Genomic DNA, 6,592 nt, shown 5'->3' with positions numbered 1-6,592 from the left:
CAAAGGAATCCACCACCCCGGCCCAAAAGGCGGGGTGACGGGGTCATACATGTTGTACATGCACTGGCTTTTAGCACACTGTTGAGTTCTCAAGAAACGGGCGCGTACACCGTCGAACCAGACCAGGCGAACCGATCCAGCCCTTCGGGGCTTGAAGACCATGTCTTTTTGCTTGCTTCAATCTTATGCGTTTTCCGATCAGCGTCAAATCCGCCGGACTCGCACAGGATTTTGCAAACGCCCCGACCCACAGGGCGACGCCCGCCTAGCTTGATCAGGTGGGGTGCCCCGAGGACCCTCGGGCTCCGTGCAGATTACGTGTGCCGCCACAGCGCGTCAAATCGACGCCAGCGCCGCGCGGATCCGGCTCTCCCAGTTCGGTAGACCGGCCCTGGTGCAGCGGCCGAGAGCGTCCCTGAGGAAGACGCGAGCCTCGTTGTCGCGGCGGCACAGGAGGGCGAGCCGGCCCAAGTGGTAGCCGACCGGTCCGGCGGGGAGGAGGCCGTGGCCGGTGGCGAGGCGGTCGGCGTACGGCACAAGGGTGGTCAAGGTGAGCGCGGCGGCCTCGGCGTCACCTGCGGCGACGTGGGACTGCGCCTCCAGGCAGGTCAGGCTCAGCCACGCCCAGCCGGTGGGGCGTGTGGAGACGGGCGGCGGTTCAGGGCGATCAGCGAGGGCGTCGGCGAGCGGGGGCGCCTGCGGGAGTATGCGGCGGCGGATGCTCGCGAGCGCGGGATCGCTCCGGCCGTCGCGATGGTAGGCGGCGAGGTCCGCGTACGCGCCTTCCAAATCGCCGAACACATCGCCGATCGTGTCGCGATAGAGGTCACCACGAGGCTGGACCTCCCAGTCGTGGGTGTGACCTTTCACGCTGCCCGCCACGTCGGCGAGCACGTCGCCCACGGCGTACGCCCCACTTTCACCGCCCACGGTGGGAGGCGGCGCGGGCCCAGCGGGTCGCCCGGACGTCGGTGGTGTGCGGTCTGCCGGGGCGCCGCCTGCGCGTGCCCCGCCGCCCTCATCCGCCGGACGGCCCGCCAGCATCGCCCGGGTGGAGTGCCACAGCGCGTGGAGGCGGCCCGCGCCCGGGAGGGTGACCCGGATGAGCAGCGCCTCGCACTCGGCGGCCAGGCGGTCGGCCTCGGCGAGTTCGTAGCGCTCGGCGAGCAGCGGTACGGCCGCGAGGCGGGCGGCCAGGCCGTAGCCGAGCAGGTGCCCGGCGTCGGCGAGGCCGATCAGCTCGTGCGCCAGCCGTTCCGCCGTCACCGTGTCGCCGCTCTGGGCGGCCGAGTGCAGCCGGTCCTGGAGCACCGAGGCCGTCAGGCGGGGGCTGCCGATCCGGCGGGCCATCTCGGCAGCCTCGTGGGCGAGCGATTCGCAGCGGTCCGGCCGGGCCACGCCGTGCAACTCCCTGGCCAGGTCGGAGTACATCCGGCAGCGGATCGGCGAGTCCCCGTACGGCAGCGCCGCCAGCGTCTGTTCCAGCCGGCTCACCAGTCCGGGCTCGACCTCCCGGTACGGCAGGCGCGTCCACACCGCCGGCGCGTCCAGGGCGGTGAGCAGCCGGGCCTTCAGCAGCGGATCGTCCCGCACCGAGGGGTCGCGTTCGATCCGGTCGAGCGCGTCGGCGCGGGTACGGCGGGCCCCCTCGACGTCACCCGCGTCGAGCCGGGCCGCGATCTGGCCCAGCCACAGTCCGGCCAGCTCGCGCACCGGTCCGCGGTACGCCTCGGCCGCCCACGACCACCAGCGCACCGCGTCGCCGGACGCCAGCCGCGCCGAGGACTCCCTGGCCGCAGCGACCGCCCAGCGGACCGCCGCCGAGCGCGCGCCGGAGTCCACCACCGTGACGAACCGACGCGAGTGCCTGTTGATGCTCTCCAGCGCGGCGAACGCGTGCTGGGCCGCCACGGCCGAGCAGGTGCCGGGGCGGGAGGCCAGGGCGTTCAGGGCGCAGCGGTGCAGTCGGGCGCGTTCGGTGTCGGTGAGGCCGGCCCGCAGGACGTCGCGGACGATCTCGTGGGCGAACCGCAGCCCGAGGTCGGGCCCGCGAGTGAGTACGCCGAGCACGAAGGCGAGGTCCAGCGCCTCGTCCACCTGCTCCTGGGACCGGCCGCCGACCTCGGCGATCAACCCGGGGTCGAGGTCGGCACCGATGACCGCGGCGGCGGCCAGGGTGTCGCGGACCGGGGCGGGCAGGCGGGCCAGGCCGTGCCGTACCACTCCGGCCGTCCCGCCCTCCAGGGCGGTCCGCGCCGCCTCGGCCTCGTCCGGCGCGTACGCGGCGCAGCGCAGGACCTCCCTGGCGAAGTAGGGATTGCCGCCGGTCCCCTTGGCGATCTCTTTGACGGTCTCCCTGGCGACGGGGAGGCCGATGGCCAGGGCCATGGCCTCGATCTCGGCGGCGTCGAGGCCGTCGGGGGCGATCTGGGTCGTCCCGAACGCGCGGGAGGTCGAGGCGGCGGCCAGCACCACGGTGTGCGCGGGGCGCGCGGCGGGCAGCGCCGCGGCGACGTACGCGAGCAGGCCGAGGGTGGTCTGGTCGGCGTGCTGGAGGTCGTCGATGGCCAGCAGCAGCGGGCGTTCCTCGGCCAGGCCCGCGACGTGTTCGGTGACGGCGGCGAACATCGCGTGCCGCGCGTCGTCACATGGCCGGCCCGCTTCGGCGTCGGCTCCATCCCAGGGATCGGCCCCATCCCAGAGGCCGATGCCGTCCCCGGGGCCGGGCACGCCGCCGGGCGGCGGGGGTTCGGGGCCGTCCGGCGGGTACGGCAAGCCGACGTGGGCCGCGGTGCCGGTGGTCATCGGGGTCGCGCCGTCGGCGAAGAGCCGGCGGACGGCCTCGGGGAGCCGATCCGGCGTGTCGCGGGACAGGATCTGCCGCCAGGCGTGCAGCGCCGCGGTGTCGGGCGTGCAGGAGGCCTCCGCCACCGACCAGCCGCGCCGCCCGAGGGCGTCACCGAACGCGCCGAGCAGGCGGGTCTTCCCGATGCCCGGCTCCCCCACGATCACCACGGGCCCCACGACGGCGGGCGGCCCGGCGTCCGGTTCGGCGAGGCGGAGCAGGGCGGACAGGTGGCGTTCGCGTCCGATCAGCGGGTCGCGGGGTTCGGGCGCGCGGGTGGCGGGGGTGAGTTCCATGCGCATCGCCGACTCGTCGATGCGCGGGGCGTCGATGCCGAGTTCGGCCTCCAGCCGGCGCAGTTCGTGGCCCGGTTCGACGCCGAGTTCGTCGCTGATGACGTCGCAGGCCAGCCGTACCGCGAACAGCGCGTCGGCGGAGCGCCCGGCGCGGTGCAGGGCGATGGCCAGCAGGCACCACAGGGACTCGCGGTGGGGGTGTACGGCGGTCAGTTCGCGAAGCTCGGTGACCGCCTCGGTGGCCGCGCCGTGCCCGACGAGCAGGCCGAGCCGCTGCTCGCGGGCCCGCAGGCGGAGTTCGGTGAGCCGGGCGATCTCGGCCGCCGCCCATGGCCGCGCGGCCAGGTCGGCGTACGGCGAGCCGCGCCAGAGCGCGAGCGCCCGGTCGATGTCCGGTACCGCGCACGCGGTGCGGACCAGCCGCTCGAACTCCTCCGCGTCCACCGTCGCGGCGCGCAGCGCGTAGCCGGGCGGGAGGCTGGCCAGCGTGTTGGGCTCAAGGACGCGGCGCAGCGCCGTGACGCACGACTGGAGCGCGGCCAGCGCGTCGCCCGCGGGCTCGCCGGGGAAGACGTCGGATATCAGGAGCTGGGCGGGCACCACGGCGCCGCGTGCCGCGAGCAGGCGTGCCAGCACCTCGCGCTGGCGGGGGTCATCGAATCGGAAAGGGCCGTTCTCTCCCCGGACCTCGATGGGGCCAAGGACTCCGAACTCCCACATAGGTGGGATTTCACTCGCTCCAGAGCCGCCCCGCAAGCGCCTCGACGAACTGCGGTGGATTATTCCTGAGGGGTAGTACTGCGGTGTGGTCGATCGAGCGGAAACCGATGGGCGGGACGCGCCGCCCATGCGCCCGCGTGCGCTGGTGGTGCTCGGCTGCGCCGCGGGGGCGGTGATCACGCTCGCCGGGATCAAGGCGGTGTCCTCCATCGCCGGGCCGGTGTTGCTCGCGCTGGTGCTGGTGATCGCGGTGGCCCCGGTACGCGGGCGGCTGGCCGCCTGGGGCGCGCCGACGTGGGGGCAGGTGGCCGTGCCGCTGCTGGTGGTGCTGCTGGTCCTGCTCGGCATGCTGGCCGTGCTCACGGTGTCGGTGGCCCAGCTCGCGACCCTCATCCCGCAGTACTCCGACGAGTTCACCTCCCTCACCGAGGAGCTGAGACGCCTGGCGGCCCGGTTCGGGTACGGCAACCAGCAGCTCAACCAGGCCGTCCAGTCCTTCGACCCGAGCCAGGTGCTCGGGCTGGTGCAGGGGTTGTTCGCCGGGCTGGTCGGGGTGACGTCGAGCCTGTTCCTGATCGTGGTGCTGGTGCTGACCATGTGCCTGGACGCGGTGGCGTTCTCCCGGATCATGTCCACCGGCAGCGACCGGCTGCCCGGCCTGGCCAGGGCCCTTGCCACGTTCGCCCGCAGGACCCGGCGATATCTGGTGGTCTCCACGGTGTTCGGGCTGTTCAACGCGACGCTCAACGTGATCGCGCTCTCCCTGCTGGGGGTGCCGCTGCCGCTGCTGTGGGGCGTGCTGTCGCTCATCACGATCTACATTCCGAACATCGGTTTCGTCATCGGGCTGGTGCCTCCCGCCTTGCTCGCACTGCTGGACGGCGGGGGGCGGACGATGCTGGGGGTGATCGTCACCTATGGGGCGATCAACGTGGTCACCCAGTCGTTCATCCTGCCGAAGTTCCTCGGCGACGCGGTGGAACTGTCCACCACGATGACGTTCCTTTCGCTGATCCTTTGGACGTTCGTGCTCGGCCCGCTCGGGGCGATCCTGGCGATTCCGCTGAGCCTGCTGGCCCGCGCGCTGCTGGTGGACAGCGACCCTTCGGCGACCTGGGCCGCCGCGTTCCTCTCCGGCAGGTCGCCACCGGACCTTCGGACCAAGGACCCGGCATAACCTGGTGGGATGTACGAGGAACGGCCCCCGCACCCGGCGCTGGCCGGCCGGGTGGCCTGCCTGTGGTCGCGGGTGGCGACCGAGGAGGCGACCCAGCCGGTGGTGCCGGACGGCTGCGTCGACCTGATGTGGGGTCCTTCCGGCCCGCAGGTCGCCGGGCCGGACACAGGGCCGCATCCGGTACGGCTGACGCCCGGCGACGTCTACCACGGGCTGCGGTTCCTGCCCGGCGCGGTGGGCGAGGTGCTGGGCGTGCCCGTCGCCGAGCTGTGCGACCTGCGGGTGTCGCTCGCCGATCTGCCCGATCTCGGCGTTCGCGGGCCCGGCGACCTGGTGCGGGCCACCGCGGTACGGCTGCGCGCCACGCCCCCGCCCGACCGCGCGGCGCGCCCGATCGCGCGGGCGCTGGCCGATGGCGGGCGCATCGGCGACGTGGCCCGCGAGCTGGGCCTGAGCGAGCGCCAGCTCCACCGGCGCACCCGCTCGGCGTTCGGCTACGGGCCGAAGACGCTCCAGCGCGTGGTGCGCTTCCAGCGCGCGCTGCGGATGGCCAGGGACGGCCGCGCGCCGGCGGAGGTGGCCGCCGCGAGCGGTTACGCCGACCAGGCGCACCTGTCCAACGAGGTGCGCAGGCTGGCCGGGATGCCGCTGGGTCAGTTGCTCAGCCGCCCGTAGGCGCGCAGGGTGACCAGCCGGGCGACGGTGATGCAGCCGTTCCATTCGGGGCCGACCGCGGGTGTCCACTCCGGCCAGTTGAAGCCCCAGCCGCCGTCGGGCCGCTGCGCGTCGATCAGCGCGTCCAGGTGGCGGTCCAGCACGGCGTCGTCGAACAGCGGGAGCCGGCCGGGCCGGGGCGCGAAGTCGTACGGAAAGTGGGCGTCGCCCTGGGCGTCGGGGTCGTAGGTGACGGTGGCCGAGATGGCCTCCCGCAGCCTGGCGAACTCGTGGTCGGCGCGCTCGCGGTCCGTGGCCCGCTCCAGGAAGTTGACGATGGCCCTGGCCTCGTAGGGGGTGGTCTCCGTCACCGCCGCCAGGCGCTCCCAGCAGAACGCGGTGGCCGGGCCGAGCCAGGGGTGCTCGACGCCGTGCGCGGCCAGGACGCCCGCGATCGAGGCGGTCGGCACCAGTGAGCCCGGCGGGTCGTCGGGGGTCTGCCACCAGGGGGCGTGCGGCGTGTCGCGGACGCTGGGCAGCACGAACGGCACGCCGCCGTCCGGGGTGGTGACGCTGCTCAGGTAGTCGCAGGCGGCGGGCACCATCGGGTCGTCGAACGCGTCCAGTTCGTCGAGGATCCAGAAGGCGACCTCGACCGGCTCGGGCTGGCTGCCGGCGCCGCGCAGGTCGGGTTCGAGGGCGTTGCCGAAGCCTCCGTCGGGATTTCGGTACAGGCGCAGCGCGGCGAGCACCGGCCCGGCCGTGCCGTCGCCGAACAGCGCGGCGAAGCGCAGCCGGTCGATGAGCCGCGCGTTGAGCATGATGTGACGCTCGGCCCGTGCGAACGCCTCCTTGGTCAGTACCTTCATGTGGCCGACGTTAGCCTGTGCCCCTCCCCGC

The 6,592-nt window shown here is 73.6% G+C and carries 4 protein-coding genes; 2 read left to right on the top strand and 2 right to left on the bottom strand.

The features are described 5' to 3' along the window. Nucleotides 1-336: 336 nt before the first annotated feature. On the bottom strand, nt 337-3,861 hold the full coding sequence (locus C1I98_RS09160) for an ATP-binding protein (protein ID WP_158557976.1): 3,525 nt from the start codon (nt 3,859-3,861) through the stop codon (nt 337-339). A 127-nt stretch (nt 3,862-3,988) separates the two neighbouring features. Between C1I98_RS09160 and C1I98_RS09155 the strand changes: the two genes are divergently transcribed. Both C1I98_RS09155 and C1I98_RS09150 read left to right on the top strand, forming a co-directional pair. Next, nucleotides 3,989-5,038, top strand: a complete 1,050-nt coding sequence (locus C1I98_RS09155) for an AI-2E family transporter (protein WP_111166647.1) — start codon at nt 3,989-3,991, stop codon at nt 5,036-5,038. Nucleotides 5,039-5,047: 9 nt separating this feature from the next. Then, the gene (locus C1I98_RS09150) at nt 5,048-5,713 is read left to right on the top strand and encodes a helix-turn-helix domain-containing protein (protein WP_111166641.1); all 666 of its coding nucleotides are present in this window, start codon (nt 5,048-5,050) and stop codon (nt 5,711-5,713) included. Here the strand turns inward: C1I98_RS09150 and C1I98_RS09145 are convergent. Beyond that, nucleotides 5,692-6,561: a hypothetical protein gene (locus C1I98_RS09145; RefSeq protein WP_111166640.1), complete on the bottom strand. Its 870-nt coding sequence runs from the start codon at nt 6,559-6,561 to the stop codon at nt 5,692-5,694. The genes C1I98_RS09150 and C1I98_RS09145 overlap by 22 nt on opposite strands. Nucleotides 6,562-6,592 lie beyond the last annotated feature (31 nt).

It is taken from the genome of Spongiactinospora gelatinilytica (assembly GCF_003236385.1).
Taxonomy (GTDB): domain Bacteria; phylum Actinomycetota; class Actinomycetes; order Streptosporangiales; family Streptosporangiaceae; genus Spongiactinospora; species Spongiactinospora gelatinilytica.
Note: the sequence above shows the minus strand (reverse complement) of the source record. Positions and strands in the feature narration are given on the sequence as shown.